Genomic DNA, 18626 nt, shown 5'->3' with positions numbered 1-18626 from the left:
GCCGCTGACCGCGCAGTTCCCTCCCCTGCTCGCTCCCCACAGGGCCGGAGACACACAACGATGGCAGTGATCACCCGACGCGCGCGCTCGCTCGTCGACGCGCCCCTCGGGCTGCTCGACACCATGGGCGACCAGGCCGCCTTCTACGCGAAGACGATCCGCTGGATCCCCCGCACGATGCGCCGCTACAAGCGCGAGGTGCTCCGACTGCTCACCGAGGTGGCCTTCGGGTCCGGCGCGCTCGCGGTCATCGGCGGCACGGTCGTCATCGTCGCGACGCTGACCTTCTTCACCGGCTCCGTCGTCGGCCTGCAGAGCTACTCGGCGCTGAACCAGATCGGCACCTCGGCGTTCGCCGGGTTCGTGACGGCGTACTTCAACACCCGTGAGGTGGCGCCCCTCGTCGGGGCGCTCGCGCTGTCGGCGACGGTGGGCGCGGGCTTCACCGCCCAGCTCGGCGCCCAGCGGGTCTCGGAGGAGATCGACGCGCTCGAGGTCATGGCCGTGCCCTCGCTGCCGTTCCTGGTGACGTCGCGGGTGATCGCCGGCTTCATCGCGGTCATCCCGCTCTACGTCATCGGCCTGGTCGCCTCGTACCTGGCCTCGCGACTGCTGGTGACGAACTTCTACACGCAGTCGTCAGGGACCTACGACCACTACTTCAACCTGTTCCTGCCGCCGACGGACGTCGTGTACTCGTTCGCGAAGGTGCTGGTCTTCGCCTTCGCGATCATCCTGATCCACTGCTACTACGGCTACAACGCCGGCGGCGGCCCCGCCGGGGTCGGTGTGGCCGTGGGCAACGCGGTGCGGAACTCGATCGTCGTCTTCACCGTCCTGGACAACCTGCTGACGCTGGCCATCTGGGGCACCACCACGACGATCCGGATCGCCGGATGACCGCGCCCGCGAAAGACCTCCGGCCACCGCTGTCGTCCACCCGGCGGCGGATGTACGGCCTCGCGCTGCTGCTGATCATGGTCCTCGTGGTGACCGTGTGTCTCCTGAACTTCAACAAGGTCTTCAAGTCGGTCGACATCGTGACGCTGCAGACCGACACCGTCGGCAACCAGCTCTCGAAGCAGGGCGACGTGAAGATCCGCGGCGTGATCGTCGGCGAGATCAAGTCGGTCGAGTCGGACGGGCAGAAGGCCACCATCCAGATGGCCATGGACCCCGACGCGCTGTCGGCGATCCCGAGCAACGTCACCGCGATGCTCATCCCGAAGACGCTGTTCGGCGAGCGCTACGTGTCGCTGACCGTGCCTCCGAACCCGACGGCGCGCCGGCTGGCCGACGGCGACTTCATCAGCGAGGACCGGTCGCAGAACGCCACCGAGACCGAGCAGGTGCTCAACAACCTGCTCCCGGTGCTGACCGCGGTGCAGCCGCAGAAGCTCTCGGACACGCTCGGGGCGATCTCCCAGGCGCTCTCCGGGCGGGGTGAGCAGTTCGGGAACACCCTGGTGCAGCTCAACCAGTACCTCGAGGGCGTCAACCCGTCGCTGCCCGACCTCACCGCGGTGATCAACCGGCTCTCGCCGACCGCGGACATCTACAACGCGGCCTCGCCCGACCTGATCGGCGCGCTCGACAACCTCGTCACGACGAGCCGGACGCTGGTCCAGCAGCGGGCGGCGTTCGAGTCGACGTTCCGGTCGGTGACCTCGGCGTCGAACGTGACGACCGACTTCCTGGCCGCGAACCGCGACAACATCATCAACCTGGCGGCGACGTCGCGGCCGGTGCTCGACCTGCTGGCGCGCTACAGCCCCGAGTTCCCCTGCCTGCTCCAGCAGCTCACGGACCTCACGCCGAAGATCAACGACGTCCTCAAGCCGACGACGGGCATCCAGATCGCCGCCGAGCTCACCATCGACCGCGGCAAGTACACGCCCGCCGACTCCCCGGCCTACCAGGACAAGCGCGGGCCGCGCTGCTACATCATCAACGGCCAGGCCCCGCAGTACCCGCCCGGCGGCCCCTTCGCCGACGGGTCGGCGGCGCCGCCGGCGTCGCGGGCCACGACCCAGGGCTACGCCGCGAACGGCGGAGCCGCGGCCACCGACCAGCAGTCGACGCCGACCAACTCGAACGCGGCGCAGCGCGGGGCGAACTCGCAGAACCCCGGCTCGAGCGGCACGTCGACGCAGACCGACACCGGGACCGGCAGCCAGACGCAGGGACAGGGCGCGGGGAAGATCGACGCCGCGAACCTCGGGCTGCCCAACACCCCGAACTCGCCGGAGGAGCGCTCGCTCGTGACGACGCTGACCGGGATGCAGATGGGCGTGCCCGCCTCGCAGGTGCCGTCCTTCGCCCCGTATCTGACGGCCGCGACGATGCGCGGCACCACGGTGGCGATCTCATGAAGGGCGTCGCCTCCCCGCTGATCAAGCTGATCATCTTCGCGCTGGTCACCGTGCTGTCGGTGCTGCTGCTGCTCGCGACGATCCAGAACCAGTTCTTCGGGTCGACGGAGACCTACAAGGCGCGCTTCACCGACGCGTCCGGGCTCATCTCGGGCAGCGACGTGCGCATCGCGGGTGTCCGCGTCGGAGAGGTCAGCGACGTGCAGGTCGTCGACCGCTCCGTCGCCGAGGTCTCGTTCACCGTCGATTCGGACCGCAAGCTCCCGACGGGCGCGCAGTTCGCGATCAAGTACCAGAACCTCGTCGGGCAGCGGTACCTCGACGTCCAGCGCGGCAACGGGCCGATGAACTCCTACCTGCAGCCGGGGGCGACGATCCCGGTCACGCAGACCCAGCCCCCGCTGAACCTCACCACGGTCTTCAACGGGTTCAAGCCGCTGTTCCAGGCGCTGAGTCCGGACGACGTCAACAAGCTGTCGTTCGAGATCATCCAGGTGCTCCAGGGCGAGGGCGGGAACATCAACCAGCTGCTCGCGAGCACCGCGTCGCTGACGTCCACGATCGCCGACCGCGACGCCGTCATCGGTGACGTCATCAACAACCTCAACACCACCCTCGACACCGTCAACGCCCGCGACGACAAGCTCTCGGGTCTGATCGTGTCGCTGCAGCAGCTCGTCACCGGGCTCGCGCAGGACCGGGTGTCGATCGGCTCCTCGCTGCAGCCCATCGCCGACCTCACCAACGTCACGGCGGGCTTCCTGCAGCAGGCGCGTCCGCCGCTGGCCGACGACATCGTCAAGATCGGGCAGGAGTCGGACATCCTCAACCGCAACCGAGGCCTCGTGGAGAACGCCTTGCGGAACATCCCGCAGAAGGCCAACAACTTCGGGCGGGCCGGTAGCTACGGGTCCTGGTTCAACTTCTACCTGTGCCAGGCGGGGGTCACGATCGACCCGACGCTGCCGGGGCCGGTCCAGCTGCCGATCCCGCCGATCTCGGGGTCGATCCCGGTGCCGGGTACGGGGTACCGATGCGGAGGATGAAGCCGTTCCGGAAACGGAACCCCATCGTCATCGGCGCGGTGAGCATCCTGGTGCTCGTCGCGCTGACCCTGGCGTCGCTGAACATCCGCGACCTGCCCCTCATCGGGCAGGGGGCGACCTACACCGCCCGGTTCGCCGAGGCCGCGGGCGTGCAGCCCGACGACGACGTCCGCGTCGCCGGCATCCGGGTCGGGACCGTCACCGACATCCGGCTCGACGGCAACGACGTGGTCGTCTCGTTCAAGGCGCCCGACGCCTGGATCGGGGACCAGACGCGGGCGTCCATCGAGATCAAGACGCTGCTCGGGCAGAAGTACATCGCGCTCGAGCCCGCCGGCGGGCAGCCGCTGGACCCGGACGTCTCGATCCCGCGGGACCGGACCACCGCACCGTTCGACGTCATCGACGCGTTCTCCCAGCTCACGACGACGACCGAGTCGCTCAACACCGACCAGCTCGGCGAGAGCCTCAACACGCTCTCGCAGACCCTCAACGGGGCGTCCGGGCCGATCCGTCCGGCGCTGGACGGGCTCTCGCGGCTCTCCCGGACGATCTCCTCGCGCGACCAGGAGCTCGCCCACCTGCTCGCGAACACCCGGGCCACGACGCAGGTGCTCGCGGCGCGTGACGGCGACATCCAGACGCTCATCCAGAACGGCAACCTGCTGCTCGGTGAGCTGCGCAGCCGCAAGGCCGCGATCGACGACCTGCTCAACGGCACGATCGCGCTGTCCGACCAGCTCCGCGGGCTCGTCGCCGACAACCGGGCGACGCTCGGCCCGGCCCTCGACAAGCTCAACGGCGTCCTCACGACGCTGCAGGCCAACTCGGCGAACCTCGAGAACGGCATCAAGGCGTTCGCGCCGTTCGTGCGGGTGTTCGCGAACGTGGTGGGCAACGGCCGCTGGTTCGACGCCTACATCTGCAACCTCGACCCGCCGGCGGACTCGGCCTGCATCCCGAACGACACGCAGAACCAGCTCGGCTTCGCGCAGTCGCTGCTCGGGAACCTGGCGCCCTCGCCGGCGCTGGTCAACAACGCCGTCACCGGGCTCGGGCAGCCGCTGCTCCAGGCCGGTCAGGCGGCGGGGATCAACCTCAACCAGCTGTTCCCGAACGGCGTCCCGCTGATCAATCCGGCCGCCATCGGCCAGTCGCAGGGCACGGCCCAGGCCAAGCCCCAGACCCAGGGAGGGGGGTAACCGGTGACCACGTCCACGCGCATCTCGAGCGTGTTCGACAGCTTCGCCCGCACGCTGGCCGTCGTCCTCATCGTCGCCCTGCTCGCCACGGCCGGGCTCTGGTACGCCCTGCAGCGGGGTACCTCCCGCACGGTCACGGCGTACTTCACCAGTGTCGTCGGCCTCTACACCAAGAACACCGTCGACGTGAACGGCGTCCCGGTCGGTTCGGTGGAGGACATCGTCCCGCAGGGCAACGTCGTGCGGGTGACCCTCAAGGTCGACAACCGGGTGCCGATCGCGGCGGACGCCAAGGCCGTCATCGTCGCCCCGACCCTGGTCTCCGACCGCTACGTCCAGCTCGGCCCGAACTACACCGGCGGGCCGATGATGAACGACGGGGCGGTCATCCCGGTGCAGCGCACCGCCATCCCCGTCGAGCTCGACCGCGTCTACAAGAGCCTGGACACCCTGGCCACCGCGCTCGGGCCGAACGGGGCGAACAAGGACGGCTCGCTCAACCGGCTGCTGCAGTCCTCGGCCGGCGCGCTCGGGGGCAACGGCCAGGCGATCAACCAGACGATCACCCAGCTCGCCGGCGCGGTGGGCACCCTCGCGGACAACCGCGGCAACCTGTTCGCGACGGTCGACAACCTCGGCCAGTTCACGAACATGCTGGCGCGCAACGACGGCCAGGTCCGCCAGCTCAACAACCAGCTCGCGGACTTCTCCGGCTTCCTCGCCGACGAGCGCGGGAACCTCTCGCAGGTCCTGCAGGTGCTCCCGCCCGCGCTCGAGGACGTCGCCTCGTTCGTCCGGGACAACCGCGACGGGCTGCACACCGACGTCGGGAAGCTCGCGAGCATCACCGACATCCTGGTGCGCCAGCAGAAGGCGCTCACCGAGATCACCGACGTCGCGCCGCTGGCCCTGGGCAACCTGACGAACTCCTACAACGCCAGCTCCGGCACGCTCGACGTCCGGCCGGTGCTCACGCCGGGCCTGAACCTCCCGGCGCTCAACACGCAGTCGCTGCTCTGCGGCCTGCTCAACGGCAACCCGCTCGGCGGCATCCTCGGCGGGCTGACCCCGGCGCAGCTGCCGACCCAGGTCTCGCAGGCCCTGGCGACGTGCTCCACGCTCACCCCGGCGGGCGGCGCCTCGCTGCAGACGGCGCTCGCGCCGTTCGAGCAGCTCTCGGCGCAGCTCAACGCCAACCGGAACGCCGCCGCGGCCGTCGGGAACGTGATCCAGAACGCGACCACGGCGGTGGCGCCCGCGCCCACCGCCGCGAACCAGGCGGCCCCGACCCAGCCCGGCCAGGGCCTGCTGCAGGGGCTGACGACGCGATGAGGGGGACCGTGACGCACGACGGCTCCACCGGGCGCACCCGTCGGGTCTGGCGCCTGTTCCTGGTGGTCCTGGTGTCCGCCGTCGGCCTCGCCGGCTGCGGCTACCAGTCCGTGCAGGACGTCCCGCTGCCCGGCGGCGCCGTCCTCGGCAGCCACCCCTACGACGTCACGGCGCTGCTCTCCAACGTCGTCGACCTCGTCCCGAACGCCAGCGTGCGCTCGAACGACGTCCCGGTCGGCGTCGTCCGGGACGTGACGCTCGCTCCCGACGGCTGGACGGCCGAGGTCAAGATGTCGGTGAACGGCGACGTCTCGCTGCCGGCCAACGCGATCGCCCGGTTGCGCCAGACCAGCCTCCTCGGCGAGAAGTTCGTCGAGCTGGCGAACCCGACGATGGGCGCGCCGCAGGGCAAGCTCGTGAACGGGGCGGTGATCCCGCTCGACCGCACCGACGTCGGTGCCCAGGTCGAGGAGGTCCTCGGGGCGCTCTCGCTGCTCCTCAACGGCGGCGGGGTCGAGAAGATCCAGACCATCTCCCGGGAGCTCAACGGGGCCCTGTCCGGGAACGAGGGGCAGATCCGCAGCCTGATCGACAACCTGAACGTCTTCGTCGGCACGCTCGACAAGCAGCGCGGCGACATCGTGCGGGCGCTCGACTCGGTGGACCGGCTCTCCAAGACCTTGGTCGACCAGCGGGCGAAGATCGCGAACGTCCTCGACAACCTCCAGCCCGGGCTGGACGTGCTCAACCAGCAGCGCGGCCTGCTGGTCCAGACGCTCCAGTCGCTGCAGCGCCTCGGCGGGGTCGCGACGGACGTGATCAACCGGAGCCAGGCGAACACCGTGGCGGACCTCCAGCGGCTCCAGCCGATCCTGGGGAACCTCATCGCCTCCGGGGACGCGCTGCCGGGATCGCTGCAGATCCTGCTGACGATCCCCTTCGCCGACAATTCGCTGAACGTCATCAAGGGCGACTACGCGAACATCGACGTGTCCGTGCAGCTGTCGCTCGGCGGCATCCTCACGAACATCCTCAACAGTCCGACCGTCCCGGGCGTCGATCAGATCTTCAAGCTCCTGCAGACGCCGGGGACCACCCCGACGACGGGGACCTCATCGGCCGCCGCGGCGTCGGCGCAGGTCCAACGCAGTACCGGGGTGCCGCTGGCGGTCCCCGGACTGACCCAGGGCCAGGGGAGCGGGAACTGACATGACGAAGAAGATCCGGAATCTGCTCGTCCTGTTCGTCGTGATCTCCGTGTTCGGGATCTGCTACATCGCGTTCCGCTACGTCGGCGCGGACTCGCTGATCGGGCTCGGGCCCTACGTGGTCAAGGTCGAGATGACCGACTCCGGCGGCATCTTCCCGAAGGCGTCGGTGAGCTACCGGGGCGTCGAGATCGGCAAGGTCGGCGACATGCGGGTCACGCCGACCGGCCTCGAGACCGACCTGGAGATCGACCGCAGCGCCCCGGACGTGCCCGCGTCCGCCATCGCCGTGATCGCGAACCGCTCGGCGGTGGGCGAGCAGTACGTCGACCTCCAGCCGCCCCGCGACGGCGGGCCCTACCTGCAGGACGGCTCCGTCATCCCGGCGGACCGGGTGCGGACGCCCGTCCCGGTCGACTCGCTGCTCAAGGACCTCAACCAGCTCGCGACCTCGGTGCCGATCCCGGCGCTGCAGACCACCGTGAACGAGCTCTACAACTCGTTCAACCGGACCGGTCCCGACCTGCAGCGCCTGCTCGACAGCTCGAACGCGCTGGTCTCCACGGCGATCACCCAGCTCCCGCAGACCACCGCGCTGCTGCGCGACAGCCGCACCGTGCTGACCACCCAGAGCCAGCTCGGCCCGCAGATCACCTCGTTCAGCCGCAGCCTGAACCTGTTCACGGCGCAGCTGAAGGCCGACGACCCGAACCTGCGTCGCCTGGTGAACGCCGCGCCGCCGGCCGCGAACCAGCTCGAGGGACTCATCCGTGAGACCGGCCCGGACCTGTCGCGGACGATCTCGAACCTGCTCGTGACGACGCGCATCCTGCAGCCGCGCCTCGCGGGGGTCGAGCAGCTGCTCGTGACCTACCCGGGCCTGTCGGCCGCCGCGCCGTCGGTGGTCCCCGGGGACGGCCGCGTGCACTTCGGCCTCGTCCTGAACGTCAACGACCCGCCGTACTGCCAGAACGGCGCCTACCTGCACCAGGACGGCGACGGCGACCCGCAGACCACGTGGCAGCGGGCCGACGCGCCACCCCAGGGCGGCGGCGGGCCGAACGGCTACTTCCCCCAGAACCCGACCGTGTACTGCAACCAGGGCGGCAACATCGACCCCCGCGGGGCCCAGCACACGCCGGAGACGGACGGCTCGAAGCGTCCGTACGGCCAGCTCGTCAACCCGAACACCTTCTACGGGCCCGGCTACCCCTCGGGCGCGCCCCAGACCAGCCAGGCCTCCCCCGCTGCGTCGAGCCCTCAGGCCTCGTCGCAGAATGCGAACCAGAACACTGCGTTCTCCGGCGTGTCGTCTCCCCCAGCGGACGTGCTCGCCAACTCGGGACGCGGTGCCCCGCCGATCGTCATCCCGGGCCTGGGATGAGCCGCTGACGCGGGGACGACCCCGAGGAGTTGAGCACCACGCCTCCCACCGACACCGCCCCGGACCCGACCGAGCAGGTGAGGCGGAAGGGCCTGCGGGCCCCGACACAGCGCACGAGGATCACCGTCCTCGCGGTCCTGACCGTTCTCGCCTTCGTGGCCGCGGTCGTGGCCGGGGGTTACTGGTGGCTCGGCACCCACGGCACCACGGCGAACCAGTCGGCCGACCGTGACGTCGCCGTCGACGCCGCCGAGCAGATCGTCGTCAACATCAACACCGTCCGACCGCAGACGATCGACGCCGACCTCGCGGCCGCGCAGTCCTCGCTGACCGACCCGATGCTCACCGAGTACGGCAAGGTCCGCCAGCAGTTCGCGGACAGCCTCAAGAAGTCACAGGCGTCCGTGGTGGCCAAGCCCGCCGGCGCATCGCTCACCGCGTTCGACGACGACAAGGGCACCGCCTCCGCGATCGTCGCGATCAACGTGACGGCCTCGAGCGCCAACCAGCAGCCCACCCAGAAGCAGCAGCTGTTCCAGGTCGACATGCAGCGCACGCCGGACGGCTGGAAGGCCGCCAAGGCCTCGCCGACCGCGGGCCAGAGCTAGGAAGGGGAACGCTCCGTGCCACCGCGTACCCGCACCACCACCAGCACTGCCCCGGCCGGCCGCCGTCCCAAGGTCGCGGGCCTCCGCGCCCCGGGCAAGCCCGGCGTCACCGCCGAGTCGACCCGTCCCGACGGGCCGCACGACGACGAGGCCGACGAGCCGGACACCACGCTCGCCGACACCGCGGCCCCCGAGGCCGGCGGTACCGACGCGCCGGCGCCCTCCGACGCGTCCGACTCCTCCGATGCCTCTGACGGCTCGGACGCCTCCGACGCCTCCGAGGTCGAGGACGCCGCGGCCACCGACGAGGCGACCACGGCGGCCGCGGACCGCCCCGCCCCGACGTCGAAGGCGCGTCGCACCCAGCGCGCCTCGGGCTCGTCGTCCTCCTCGAACGGCTCCGGCACCGGGACCGCGCTGCTCGACCGCCCGGAGCCGCAGCGACGGCCCCGGGAGGCGGCGCCGAAGGAGAAGGCCCCGTCGCCGCGCCGGCAGCGGCTCGCGGGCCTCGTCGCGCCGTTCCGCCGGCTCGCGGCGAAGCCCCGGGCGCTGCAGGGCGTCCTGGCCGCGGTCATCGTCGTCTGCCTCGTGCTCGGCGGGCTCGCCTTCTGGCAGGGCCGCCAGGCATGGACGCAGGGCCCGGTCTCCAACGCGGCGGTGGTCGACGTGGGCGGGACCGCCGAGGTCGTCGGGCAGACCCGCCAGGCGATGGAGCAGATCCTCTCCTACGACTTCACGAAGCTCGACGACTCGGTGAACGCGGCGAAGTCGCAGTCCACCGGGGCGTTCACCTCGCAGTACCTGCAGGTGTTCGAGCAGACCATCCGCGGCCCGGCCGAGCAGCAGAAGCTGCGCCAGACCGCGAGCGTGCTCAACATCGGTGTCCAGCAACTGTCCGGGGATCACGCGACGGTCATGGCCCTCGTGCAGTTCACCGCCGAGCGCACGACGAACCAGCAGACGACCAACGCGCCCGGTCTGCTCACCGTCCAGGTCGTCCGCCAGGACGGCCGGTGGAAGATCTCCGAGTTGAAGCCCATGTGAGCCCTGGGGCTCCTGTGACGGGGCCCCGATCGCGTCCGGCCCGGGTCGAGTGTTCGTGCGGAATGCCTCGACCCGGGCTGCGTCGTGTCCGGGCCGGGTGCTCTGACCTGCGCAGGGAGCCGGCGGCCCACCCGAGGGGCGAGCGCGTCGGACTTGACGCGGACGGGGTCACCGGTCACTCTGTTCCCAGCGCGAGACCCCGCGTCCGACCCCCCGGTCGAGTCCGGACCCATCGAGGCCCAGGCCACCGGAGGCGTGTCACGAGGGGGGGCGTTCGACACGTGCTGCCAGTCATGGCTAGACTGTCGGATCGCGCTGCCTTCACGTGTCTCCACGTCACCCGTGGGTGTCCGACCGGCCGCGCGATCCGGCCGCCCGGGGCACTGCGCTGCGTCTCAGGCGGACGAAGCTACTGACAGCGTCAGACAGCGTTGTTCCGGAAGGACGCATCTTGGCAGTTACCCGCGCCACCAGGTCCTCGAACCACCACGCGTCGTTTCCCGGGGCTCCGCTCCGGGTCTCCTTCGCCAAGCTCGCCCAGCCGCTGGAGGTCCCTGACCTCCTCGACCTGCAGACCAAGTCCTTCGAGTGGCTGGTCGGCAGTGAAGAGTGGTTCGAGCGTCGCGTGGAAGCGGGCGAGGACTCCCCGGTCGGCGGTCTCGAGGAGGTCCTGGCCGAGATCTCCCCGATCGAGGACTTCTCCGGCTCGATGTCCCTGTCCTTCTCCGACCCGCGCTTCGACGAGGTGAAGGCCTCCGTCGAGGAGTGCAAGGACAAGGACATGACGTACTCGGCCCCGCTCTTCGTGACGGCCGAGTTCACCAACAACACCACCGGTGAGATCAAGTCCCAGACGGTCTTCATGGGCGACTTCCCCGTGATGACCGACAAGGGCACGTTCATCATCAACGGCACCGAGCGCGTGGTCGTCTCGCAGCTCGTGCGCTCGCCGGGCGTGTACTTCGACCGCTCGGTCGACAAGACGACCGACAAGGACGTCTTCAGCGTCAAGATCATCCCCAGCCGTGGGGCGTGGCTGGAGTTCGACGTCGACAAGCGGGACACCGTCGGCGTCCGCATCGACCGCAAGCGCCGGCAGCCGGTCACCGTGCTGCTCAAGGCGCTGGGCTGGACCACCGAGCAGATCCAGGAGAAGTTCTCCTTCTCCGAGACGCTCCTCGCGACCCTCGAGAAGGACGCGACGGCCGGCCAGGACGAGGCGCTGCTCGACATCTACCGCAAGCTGCGGCCGGGCGAGCCGCCGACGCGCGAGTCCGCGCAGACGCTCCTGGAGAACCTGTTCTTCAAGGACAAGCGCTACGACCTCGCGAAGGTCGGTCGTTACAAGGTCAACAAGAAGCTGGGCCTGGACGTCGAGCCGTCCACCGGCACGCTGACCGAGGACGACATCATCCAGACGATCTCCTACCTCGTGCGGCTGCACGCGGGGGAGACCGAGGAGGAGGCGCCGGACGGCTCGGGCGAGATCCCGGTCGAGACCGACGACATCGACCACTTCGGCAACCGTCGTCTGCGCACCGTCGGCGAGCTCATCCAGAACCAGATCCGGGTGGGCCTCTCCCGCATGGAGCGCGTCGTGCGCGAGCGCATGACGACGCAGGACGTCGAGGCGATCACGCCGCAGACCCTGATCAACATCCGGCCGGTCGTGGCCGCGATCAAGGAGTTCTTCGGCACCTCGCAGCTCTCGCAGTTCATGGACCAGACCAACCCCCTCGCGGGCCTGACGCACAAGCGCCGGCTCTCCGCGCTGGGCCCGGGCGGTCTGTCCCGTGAGCGCGCGGGCATGGAGGTCCGCGACGTCCACCCGTCGCACTACGGCCGCATGTGCCCGATCGAGACCCCGGAGGGCCCGAACATCGGCCTGATCGGGTCGCTGTCGAGCTTCGCGCGGGTCAACCCGTTCGGCTTCATCGAGACGCCCTACCGCAAGGTCGTCGACGGTGTGGTCGTCGGTCAGATCGACTACCTCACCGCCGACGAGGAGGACCGCTTCGTCGTCGCGCAGGCCAACGCGCCGCTCTCCGACGACGGGCACTTCACCGAGGACCGCGTGCTGGTCCGCCGCAAGGGCGGCGACGTCGACCTGATCGCGCCCACGCGCGTCGACTACATGGACGTCTCGCCGCGCCAGATGGTGTCGGTCGCGACGGCGATGATCCCGTTCCTCGAGCACGACGACGCCAACCGCGCGCTCATGGGCGCGAACATGCAGCGCCAGTCGGTGCCGCTGCTGCGTTCCGAGTCGCCGCTGGTCGGCACCGGGATGGAGCTGCGTGCCGCCGTCGACGCGGGCGACGTCATCGCCGCGGACCGTGCGGGTGTGGTCGAGGAGCTCTGCGCCGACTACATCACGCTCATGGACGACGACGGCCAGCGCACCACGCACCGGCTGCACAAGTTCACGCGCTCCAACCAGGGCACGTGCATCAACCAGAAGCCGATCGTCTCCGAGGGCGACCGCGTCGAGGCCCGCCAGGTCCTCGCCGACGGGCCGTGCACCGAGGACGGCGAGATGGCCCTCGGGAAGAACCTCCTCGTGGCGATCATGCCGTGGGAGGGCCACAACTACGAGGACGCGATCATCCTCTCGCAGCGTCTCGTGCAGGACGACGTCCTGACCTCGATCCACATCGAGGAGCACGAGATCGACGCGCGCGACACCAAGCTCGGTGCCGAGGAGATCACCCGGGACATCCCGAACGTCTCCGAGGAGGTCCTCGCCGACCTCGACGAGCGCGGCATCATCCGCATCGGTGCCGAGGTGGCCGACGGCGACATCCTGGTCGGCAAGGTGACGCCGAAGGGCGAGACCGAGCTGACCCCCGAGGAGCGCCTGCTCCGCGCGATCTTCGGTGAGAAGGCGCGCGAGGTCCGCGACACCTCGCTGAAGGTCCCGCACGGCGAGACCGGCAAGGTCATCGGCATCCGCGTGTTCTCGCGGGACGACGACGACGAGCTGCCGCCCGGGGTCAACGAGCTGGTCCGCGTCTACGTGGCCCAGAAGCGCAAGATCTCGGAGGGCGACAAGCTCGCCGGCCGGCACGGCAACAAGGGCGTCATCGGCAAGATCCTGCCGGTCGAGGACATGCCGTTCCTCGCCGACGGGACCCCGGTCGACATCGTCCTGAACACCCACGGTGTGCCGCGACGCATGAACATCGGCCAGGTGCTCGAGACCCACCTCGGGTGGATCGCGAAGACCGGCTGGGACGTCGACGCGGACAACACCGCCGAGTGGGCCGTGAACATGCCGGACGACATGCGGCACGCCGAGCCCGACACGAACACCGCCACCCCGGTGTTCGACGGCGCGCGGCAGGCCGAGATCTCAGGGCTGCTCGGGTCGACCCTGCCCAACCGCGACGGTGTCCGGCTGGTCGGCGAGGACGGCAAGGCGCAGATCTTCGACGGACGTACCGGCGAGCCCTACCCGCACGACATCGCGGTGGGTTACATGTACATCCTCAAGCTGCTGCACCTGGTGGACGACAAGATCCACGCCCGCTCCACCGGGCCGTACTCGATGATCACGCAGCAGCCGCTGGGCGGTAAGGCGCAGTTCGGTGGTCAGCGCTTCGGTGAGATGGAGTGCTGGGCCATGCAGGCCTACGGCGCGGCATACACGCTGCAGGAGCTGCTGACGATCAAGTCGGACGACGTGCTCGGTCGCGTCAAGGTCTACGAGGCGATCGTCAAGGGGGAGAACATCCCCGAGCCCGGGATCCCCGAGTCGTTCAAGGTGCTCCTCAAGGAGCTCCAGTCGCTGTGCCTCAACGTGGAGGTGCTGTCCTCCGACGGCGCCGCCATCGAGATGCGCGACGGCGACGACGAGGACCTCGAGCGCGCCGCCGCGAACCTCGGCATCAACCTGTCCCGCAACGAGTCGCCCTCCGTGGACGACGTCGTCAACTAGGCCTCGCTGTCCCGGGCCGGCGCCACCGCACCGGCCCGGGACCTGCGGACCCACTAGAAAACAGCTCACCCATCCAGGGGAGAACCTTTGCTCGACGTCAACTTCTTCGACGAGCTGCGGATCGGTCTGGCCACCGCCGACGACATCCGTCAGTGGTCCTACGGCGAGGTCAAGAAGCCCGAGACCATCAACTACCGCACCCTCAAGCCCGAGAAGGACGGACTCTTCTGCGAGAAGATCTTCGGTCCGACGCGGGACTGGGAGTGCTACTGCGGCAAGTACAAGCGCGTCCGCTTCAAGGGCATCATCTGTGAGCGCTGCGGCGTCGAGGTGACCCGCGCCAAGGTGCGCCGCGAGCGGATGGGCCACATCGAGCTGGCCGCGCCGGTCACGCACATCTGGTACTTCAAGGGCGTCCCGTCGCGCCTGGGCTACCTGCTCGACCTGGCGCCCAAGGACCTCGAGAAGATCATCTACTTCGCCGCCTACGTGATCACCGAGGTGAACACCGAGCAGCGGCACAACGACCAGTCGACCCTCGAGAACGAGATCTCGGGGGAGCGCAAGCGGCTGGAGACCCAGCGGGACAACGACCTCGAGGCGCGGGCGCAGAAGCTCGAGAGCGACATCGCCGAGCTCGAGGCCGAGGGCGCCAAGTCCGACGTCCGACGCAAGGTGAAGGAGGGCGGCGAGCGCGAGATGCGCCAGCTGCGCGACCGCGCGCAGCGGGAGCTCGACCGCCTCCAGGAGGTCTGGGACACCTTCGTCAAGCTCGACCGCGGGCAGCTCATCCAGGACGAGTCGCTCTACCGCGAGCTCTACGACCGTTACGCGGACTACTTCACCGGCGCCATGGGTGCCGAGGCGATCCAGAAGCTGCTGGAGACCTTCGACATCGACGCCGAGGCGGAGAACCTCCGCGAGACGATCCGGTCGGGCAAGGGGCAGCGCAAGCTCCGCGCCCTCAAGCGCCTCAAGGTCGTCGCGGCGTTCCAGGCCACCGGCAACCGCCCGGGCGGCATGGTCCTCGACTGCGTCCCGGTCATCCCGCCGGACCTGCGCCCGATGGTGCAGCTCGACGGTGGCCGCTTCGCCACCTCGGACCTCAACGACCTGTACCGCCGGGTCATCAACCGCAACAACCGCCTCAAGCGACTGATCGACCTCGGCGCGCCCGAGATCATCGTCAACAACGAGAAGCGGATGCTGCAGGAGGCCGTCGACGCGCTGTTCGACAACGGCCGCCGCGGCCGGCCGGTGACCGGGCCGGGCAACCGCCCGCTCAAGTCGCTGTCCGACCTGCTCAAGGGCAAGCAGGGCCGGTTCCGTCAGAACCTGCTCGGCAAGCGCGTCGACTACTCGGGCCGTTCGGTCATCGTCGTCGGCCCGCAGCTCAAGCTGCACCAGTGCGGGCTGCCCAAGCAGATGGCGCTCGAGCTGTTCAAGCCGTTCGTCATGAAGCGGCTGGTCGACCTCAACCACGCCCAGAACATCAAGTCCGCGAAGCGGATGGTCGAGCGGCAGCGCGGCCAGGTCTGGGACGTGCTCGAGGAGGTCATCAACGAGCACCCGGTGATGCTGAACCGGGCGCCCACGCTGCACCGCCTCGGCATCCAGGCCTTCGAGCCGCAGCTGGTCGAGGGCAAGGCCATCCAGCTGCACCCGCTGGTCTGCGAGGCGTTCAACGCCGACTTCGACGGTGACCAGATGGCGGTGCACCTGCCGCTGTCGGCCGAGGCGCAGGCCGAGGCCCGCATCCTCATGCTGTCGGCGAACAACATCCTCTCGCCGGCGTCCGGCAAGCCGCTGGCGATGCCGCGGCTGGACATGGTGACCGGCCTGTACTACCTCACGACCCGTCGTGAGGGAGCCACCGGCGAGGGCGGGGCCTACTCGTCCCCGGCCGAGGCGATCATGGCCTACGACCTCGGGACGCTGCACCTGCAGGCGCCCTGCCGGATCCGCGTCACGGGCGACGTCGTCCCCGGGCCGGGCATGGTCGGCGAGGACTACGAGCCCGGCACGCCGTGGCTCGCGGACACCACGCTGGGCCGGGTGCTCTTCAACGAGCTCCTGCCGGAGGACTACCCCTTCGTCAACGACCTGCTGCCCAAGAAGCGGCAGGCGGCGATCATCAACGACCTCGCCGAGCGGTACTCGATGACCGAGGTCGCCATGACGCTGGACCGGCTCAAGGACGCCGGCTTCCACTGGGCCACGCGCTCGGGCGTCACGATCGCCATCGACGACGTCGTCGTGCCCCCGCGCAAGCAGGAGATCCTCGACGAGTACGAGGGTCGCGCGGAGCAGGTCAACAAGCGCTACCAGCGCGGTGCGCTCTCCTTCCAGGAGCGCAACGACGAGATGGTGCGCATCTGGGGCCAGGCCACGGAGGAGGTGGCGAAGGCGATGGAGGACTACTTCCCCGCCGACAACTCCATCTCCCGGATCGTCGCGTCCGGCGCGGCGGGCAACATGACCCAGGTGCGCCAGCTCGCGGGCATGAAGGGCCTGGTCGCGAACCCGAAGGGTGAGTTCATCCCTCGGCCGATCAAGTCCAACTTCCGCGAGGGCTTCTCGGTGGTCGAGTACTTCATCTCGACCCACGGCACGCGCAAGGGTCTCGCCGACACCGCGCTGCGCACCGCCGACTCGGGCTACCTCACCCGGCGCCTGGTCGACGTCTCGCAGGACGTCATCGTCCGCGAGGTCGACTGCGGCACCGAGCGCGGCATCCCGATGCCGATCGCGGAGGAGACGGCGGACGGGTCGCTCGTGCGCGACGTGCACGTCGACACCAGCGTGTACACCCGTACCGCGGCCTCCGACGTCACCGACGCGTCCGGCACCGTGGTCCTGCCCAAGGGCGGCGACATCGGGCAGCAGGCGATCGACTCGCTGATCGCCCACGGTGTCGGCAAGGTCCGTGTCCGCAGCGTCCTGACCTGCGACTCGGCCCAGGGCGTCTGCGCGATGTGCTACGGCCGGTCCCTCGCGACCGGTCAGCTCGTCGACGTCGGCGAGGCGGTCGGCATCGTCGCCGCACAGTCGATCGGTGAGCCCGGCACGCAGCTCACGATGCGCACCTTCCACACCGGTGGTGTGGCCGGCGAGGACATCACGACCGGTCTGCCCCGTGTGCAGGAGCTCTTCGAGGCCCGCGTCCCCAAGGGCAAGGCGCCGATCGCCGACGTCGACGGCCGGGTGCAGCTCGAGGACGGCGACAAGTTCTGGAAGATCACCCTCATCCCGGACGACGGGAGCGAGGAGGTCGTCTACGACAAGCTGTCCAAGCGCCAGCGGCTCGCGACGCTGACCGTCGACGGCTCCGAGCGCCCGCTGCAGGACGGCGACCACGTCGGCGTCGGGCAGCAGCTGCTCGAGGGCACCGCGGACCCGCACGAGGTCCTGCGGGTCATGGGCCCCCGCGAGGTGCAGCTGCACCTCGTCAACGAGGTCCAGAAGGTCTACCGCTCGCAGGGCGTGTCGATCCACGACAAGCACATCGAGGTCATCGTCCGGCAGATGCTGCGCCGGGTGACGATCATCGACTCGGGCGCGACGGAGTTCCTGCCCGGCGGTGTCGTGGACCGCGCCGAGTTCGAGGGCCAGAACCGCAAGGTCGTCGCCGAGGGCGGCGACCCGGCGGCGGGGCGTCCGGTGCTCATGGGCATCACGAAGGCCTCGCTGGCCACCGAGTCGTGGCTGTCGGCGGCGTCGTTCCAGGAGACGACCCGCATCCTCACGAACGCCGCGATCGAGGGGAAGTCCGACAGCCTCGTGGGGCTGAAGGAGAACGTGATCATCGGAAAGCTGATCCCGGCCGGCACCGGCATCAACCGGTACCGGAACATCCAGGTGCAGCCGACCGAGGAGGCGCGCGCCGCGGCGTACGCCCTGCCGAGCTACGACGACGGGTACTACTCGCCCGACGTGTTCGGCACCGGCACCGGTGTGGCCGTCCCGCTGGACGACTACGACTTCGGTCAGTACCGGTAGCTCGTACACCGACCAACGCCCCCGCCCGGTCCGTCCGGGCGGGGGCGTTCGTCGTTCACGGGGTCGTCGTTCCGGTTCTGAGCGAAGGGCACCTTCCGTCGGGTAGATCGAGCGAAGGGGCCCGTCGCTCGGAACGGGCGGCGGGTGGTGCGGCGGCGAGGGGCACGTGGCGCAAGCCAGCGCAGGGTTCGGCGTGCGCGGTGTGCCCCTGGCGCGGGGCGTGGCCGGGCGGAGCACAGCCCGTCCGAGCAGCAGGAATGCTCCGCGGCGCCTCGGCGTTGAACCCGCTCGGAGATGCGGTTCGTGCGTACCGGGACGACACCCGGTAGCATCGCGTCAGCCCGTTCGACCGCGAGTGGCACTGCCACGGTCGATATGGAGGCCCGTCAGCGGTCTTCGAGGGCGACGAGAGGTCCGTCGAGGGTGTCTCCGTGTCACGGAGGCCGGTTCCGGACCCACCTGCGGACCCGCGCGCACGCGGCGGGTATCGTCGT

10 protein-coding genes and 1 pseudogene are annotated in these 18626 nt (G+C 69.7%); all 11 read left to right on the top strand.

What is annotated here, in order from left to right; all coding sequences use genetic code 11:
- Positions 1-60: 60 nt before the first annotated feature.
- The 11 genes and pseudogenes from LQ327_RS04060 to LQ327_RS04010 all read left to right on the top strand — a co-directional run bounded on the left by LQ327_RS04060 (position 61) and on the right by LQ327_RS04010 (position 18132).
- Entirely contained in the window at positions 61-900 is an 840-nt protein-coding gene (locus tag LQ327_RS04060) for an MlaE family ABC transporter permease (protein ID WP_230730253.1), read from the top strand.
- The gene (locus tag LQ327_RS04055; protein ID WP_230730252.1) at positions 897-2372 is read left to right on the top strand and encodes an MCE family protein; all 1476 of its coding nucleotides are present in this window, start codon (positions 897-899) and stop codon (positions 2370-2372) included. Before LQ327_RS04060 ends, LQ327_RS04055 begins: the two co-directional genes overlap by 4 nt.
- A complete protein-coding gene (locus tag LQ327_RS04050; RefSeq protein ID WP_230730251.1) occupies positions 2369-3418 on the top strand; it encodes an MCE family protein in 1050 nt (349 codons plus the stop codon). The genes LQ327_RS04055 and LQ327_RS04050 overlap by 4 nt, the downstream gene beginning before the upstream one ends.
- Positions 3415-4362: pseudogene (locus tag LQ327_RS04045) on the top strand (MCE family protein); the annotation flags it as partial. The gene LQ327_RS04050 and the pseudogene LQ327_RS04045, both read left to right, overlap by 4 nt.
- Before the next feature lie 261 nt (positions 4363-4623).
- Positions 4624-5952 carry an MCE family protein gene (locus LQ327_RS04040; protein WP_230730250.1) on the top strand — a complete coding sequence of 443 codons (1329 nt, stop codon included), beginning with the start codon at positions 4624-4626 and terminating at the stop codon, positions 5950-5952.
- A gap of 8 nt (positions 5953-5960) precedes the next feature.
- Positions 5961-7160 (top strand): MCE family protein, encoded by a 1200-nt coding sequence (locus LQ327_RS04035; protein WP_230730249.1) that lies wholly within the window; start codon positions 5961-5963, stop codon positions 7158-7160.
- Position 7161: 1 nt separating this feature from the next.
- Positions 7162-8544 carry an MCE family protein gene (locus LQ327_RS04030; protein ID WP_230730248.1) on the top strand — a complete coding sequence of 461 codons (1383 nt, stop codon included), beginning with the start codon at positions 7162-7164 and terminating at the stop codon, positions 8542-8544.
- A gap of 29 nt (positions 8545-8573) precedes the next feature.
- The gene (locus LQ327_RS04025; protein ID WP_230730247.1) at positions 8574-9152 is read left to right on the top strand and encodes a hypothetical protein; all 579 of its coding nucleotides are present in this window, start codon (positions 8574-8576) and stop codon (positions 9150-9152) included.
- Between the two features lie 15 nt (positions 9153-9167).
- Positions 9168-10196 (top strand): hypothetical protein, encoded by a 1029-nt coding sequence (locus LQ327_RS04020; RefSeq protein WP_230730246.1) that lies wholly within the window; start codon positions 9168-9170, stop codon positions 10194-10196.
- 451 nt (positions 10197-10647) lie between these two features.
- The gene (rpoB, locus tag LQ327_RS04015) at positions 10648-14133 is read left to right on the top strand and encodes a DNA-directed RNA polymerase subunit beta (RefSeq protein WP_230730245.1); all 3486 of its coding nucleotides are present in this window, start codon (positions 10648-10650) and stop codon (positions 14131-14133) included.
- Between the two features lie 87 nt (positions 14134-14220).
- Positions 14221-18132 (top strand): DNA-directed RNA polymerase subunit beta', encoded by a 3912-nt coding sequence (locus LQ327_RS04010; protein ID WP_230730244.1) that lies wholly within the window; start codon positions 14221-14223, stop codon positions 18130-18132.
- Positions 18133-18626 lie beyond the last annotated feature (494 nt).

This window comes from Actinomycetospora endophytica, assembly GCF_021026375.1.
GTDB lineage: Bacteria > Actinomycetota > Actinomycetes > Mycobacteriales > Pseudonocardiaceae > Actinomycetospora > Actinomycetospora endophytica.
The sequence above is the reverse complement of the archived record's forward strand: the minus strand, read 5'-3'. Positions and strand labels throughout refer to the sequence as shown.